Source organism: Vibrio mexicanus, from assembly GCF_001012815.1.
Classification (GTDB): domain Bacteria; phylum Pseudomonadota; class Gammaproteobacteria; order Enterobacterales; family Vibrionaceae; genus Vibrio; species Vibrio mexicanus.
The window spans coordinates 1-3,431 of record NZ_JYJP01000083.1 but is presented as its reverse complement, the minus strand read 5'-3'; the positions used below and the strand labels follow the sequence as shown (position 1 = coordinate 3,431).

Below are 3,431 nucleotides of genomic sequence, written 5' to 3'. Positions count from 1 at the left end.
TTAAGGTGTGAAGCACGCTATCACGACACTTAACTAGACCACCTTAAACACTAAATTCAACCCAAACCAAAAATGCCAAGCGTGCTGAATCACTCTTAAATTGTTTGTTATGAGGCAACTTGAAGCGACAAAGAAAGGAAGTTTTCATCGCTTTCAGTCACCTTATAGCCAAGGGATTTATAAAACCTTACCGCTGACTCATTTCTAGTAAAACTTGATAAGGTTACGTGACTACGCCCTTGCTCTCGCGCTATTTCGTGAACCATCTTCATGATCCTTTCACCCAGTTTTTTATTTTGAAATTCTGGAAACACAATGAGTAAATGTACATGAAGTGCATTGTCGTAAGGCTTGAGGCATAGCATTCCAATTTGCCTTTTATTGAGATAAACCCAATGAAACCAATTCGGCTCATAGTCACTTTTCAAACGATTGACCTGAAACTCATCACACCAACCAAAGACGGCATCAACATGCGAATAAAGTCCCTGTTTCACAATAGAAAACAGACTTTCAAACTCTTCACTTGCTATCTGTATTAGTTGAATATCCATATGCCTCATAACGCCTTGCTAACGGGCGATAACGCTATACCACCCAACCTAATTATTGTGCCTTAAACACGGAGCTAAATATGCGACTGAGTTCGCCAAGCGTTAGGAGTCCCTGTTAAGCAATTTGTTATGTGATTTTATCGAAACCTAATCTTATTGCAGCTACGGCGAGAACCAAGTATACGAGCAAGAATGATGTGCTCAAGAGAGCATTTGTATACTTGCTAATTTTCGCTTCGTCAAAAGCGTGCATAGCTTCTCGTGCTGAGAAAATCATATACCCAATAGCCCACATGCCTAAGACAACCATTGTGAACTTGATAAAGTAATGATTAGCGTCGGGATTGTCCAAACCTCTACTTAGTAACTCTCCCGCAACTAGCATAGCAGCAGGAGCTACCAACCTCTTGATCGCTCTATCGATAATATCAAGCACTTCTGTCATTTTTTAGAACTTCCTTTTTCACATAACGCCTTGCTAAGGTGCGGCTAAACCACTGAACTTAAGCAAAGCCACCGTAATCACTGAACCCAACCATACCAAAAATGCCAATGGTTAGCCGTCACTCTTAAGCAATTTGTTAGGCAAATTTACCAGTGAGTAACGCATTTATATTGGGAACTGTTGGCTCAAAATTAACGTACGCTGCCAAAGGGATATATGTTGCAAAAGTTGCCATGTGAAAGTCTGAAAATTTTCCAGTATTACTCTCTTCGAACAATTCAGGATTGTTTGATTGTACATAATTCGTAAAGGCGCTAATTTTGCCTTCAAGTTCATGCTCCGTTAGATTATGAGACATATAGTTTCGAGCTTGATTTAACTTATGAAGTGCTTTCCAAACCCACTCTGATTGGGTCAGATCATTAAATGCCCGAACAAGCTTAACCTTTTGATGGAATTGCAATTTAGCTTCGTTTAAGTACTTCTCATTTACACATTCTTTTACCAGAATTTTCGTCAGTACTTCTTCAATAACTAAATGTGCCTTGAGCAAGGTCAACTCTCTGTCCCCAGACCTTGGCAATACTTCAAGAAAGCGAATCATTGCTTTCCAGTCTTGATCTTTCATATGATGCCTCATTTGCCTAACGCCAAGCTAACGGGCGACAACGCCATTCCACCCAACATGAAATCTGTGCCCAAAACACTTGAGCTGATTTGACTGAAAGTGGCCAAGCGTTGGGAGTCCCTGTTGAGCGCCTTGTTAGTTGCTACGCCTTAGCCTGCGTTGTGAGCTAAGTTGCTAATAGGCTTTAGGTTATTGATTTAATAAGCTAATGCAAACATGGTCGCTCAGGAATTCAATCCAACGCACGAAACAAACTTGATAAAGAAGAAAAGATCGTTGGTCTCAAAGGCGCTGACGCAGAGGTGATTTTGCAAAGAATTCTGGCGATGAAGCCGACAGCCAAGTGCGTTGGACTTTGCTTATTTGGGGTGATATCCATATCTAAGAATCAGAGCTAAAGAACTTAACACGCACACCACTTCAGTAAGCTGCGAAAGGTCGATTCAAGCCCTAGACGACCAGTGCCACTGGCGAGATAGGAGAAGGGTAGGGCGCATCAGGTGTGTTGCTAGAGCTAATAACCTTTCATATTTTCAACATTTGTTTATTGGTTTTCGAACTTCAACTAACGCCCAATTAAGGGGTGAACAACGCCTCCACCCAAACCTAAAGCATTGTGCCATAAACACTAAAACTGAAGTAGAAGCAAAAGTGCCAAGCGTTGAGAATCCCTCTTAAATTGTTTGTTATGAAGCCTAACTCAAGCTCCGATACAAAAAACGAACGCTAAAACATCAACTTAAGCGCTGAGCCCAACTGATAATAGCGCCAAACGCGAACATTAACCCTAACGCAGTTTTGGTATTGATTCTACGAGCCGATGCACAATATTAACCATCATATTTCAAACACTGTAGAGGCGATTGGCTAGGGAAATTGTAGAAAATTATGAATGAACGTTTATCAATATAATCGCCTGACAGCGCAATCAAATTGAATATAAAACCTGACACGGAATTGAAGGTTGAACGCTCGTGCCGCAGCACATAGCCAACAGCTAATTGCCGGAAATACAGCTTGAACAACGACAGATGGTTAGTCGGCATATTGGCGTGACCACCCAAATTTCATGCGGCTAAGTTGCTAATAAAGAACAAATTTTAGAGGCAGAAACGAAGCAAAAAAACTGCGCTTCTGCGACAGATTAAGACCAGCAACCATATGGTTTTTAAAGCTTCATAACGCCGCGTTAAGGGGTGAACAACGCTATACCACACGACTTAAACCATTGTGCCATAAACACAAAAGCTGAACTTTGAACCAAAATTGCCAAGCGTTGTGAATCCCTCTTAAACGCTTTGTTATGCGCGTTCCCCACGATTGAACGCAGCTACAGTAGCGCGTAACTTAATTAATTTAAGCTCAGTAAGTAACACTGTGACGAAAGACAATATCGAAACCGAGATAAGTGCAACGTTTATCAAATTACTACCACTATACTCATAAATACCTGCCAAGCCGTTAAATAGTAAGAAACAAGCTACTATCGATAGAATCGAATCATTCGTTTTCACTTTGTATTCGTCGGCGGCTATATCCTTTATTATCGAAACTGGATTTGAAAGACCGTCAAGCCTAACTACGATTTTTCCATTTTTGATTTTGACTCTTACGCCAATACTTTGTAATGAACTCGCTAAATCTTTCATGATGAATTATCTCCATTTCTACAAGCGCATAACGCCTTGCTAACGGGCGATAACGCTATACCGCCCAACTTAAAAATTGTGCCCTAAACACGGAAGCTGATTTGAATATAAGTGGCCAAGCGTTAGGAGTCCCTGTTAAGCAATTTGTTAGGGCT

Annotated in this window: 4 protein-coding genes; all 4 read right to left on the bottom strand. The window is 41.0% G+C overall.

Annotated elements, in window-relative coordinates; genetic code table 11:
- Positions 1-107: 107 nt before the first annotated feature.
- The 4 genes from UA76_RS11715 to UA76_RS11700 all read right to left on the bottom strand — a co-directional run bounded on the left by UA76_RS11715 (position 108) and on the right by UA76_RS11700 (position 3,276).
- A complete protein-coding gene (locus UA76_RS11715) occupies positions 108-563 on the bottom strand; it encodes a GNAT family N-acetyltransferase (RefSeq protein WP_047046259.1) in 456 nt (151 codons plus the stop codon).
- A gap of 118 nt (positions 564-681) precedes the next feature.
- Positions 682-999, bottom strand: coding sequence for a hypothetical protein (locus UA76_RS11710; RefSeq protein WP_047046257.1), 318 nt, complete (start codon positions 997-999; stop codon positions 682-684).
- A 136-nt stretch (positions 1,000-1,135) separates the two neighbouring features.
- A complete protein-coding gene (locus UA76_RS11705; protein WP_047046253.1) occupies positions 1,136-1,627 on the bottom strand; it encodes a hypothetical protein in 492 nt (163 codons plus the stop codon).
- Positions 1,628-2,928: 1,301 nt separating this feature from the next.
- Positions 2,929-3,276, bottom strand: coding sequence for a hypothetical protein (locus tag UA76_RS11700; protein WP_047046250.1), 348 nt, complete (start codon positions 3,274-3,276; stop codon positions 2,929-2,931).
- Between the last annotated feature and the right edge of the window lie 155 nt (positions 3,277-3,431).

Bases quoted from the DNA above. Each gene is read 5' to 3' on its own strand.
- UA76_RS11715 (WP_047046259.1), bottom strand. From the start codon at position 563: ATGAGGCATATGGATATTCAACTAATACAGATAGCAAGTGAAGAGTTT.
- UA76_RS11710 (WP_047046257.1), bottom strand. From the start codon at position 999: ATGACAGAAGTGCTTGATATTATCGATAGAGCGATCAAGAGGTTGGTA.
- UA76_RS11705 (WP_047046253.1), bottom strand. From the start codon at position 1,627: ATGAAAGATCAAGACTGGAAAGCAATGATTCGCTTTCTTGAAGTATTG.
- UA76_RS11700 (WP_047046250.1), bottom strand. From the start codon at position 3,276: ATGAAAGATTTAGCGAGTTCATTACAAAGTATTGGCGTAAGAGTCAAA.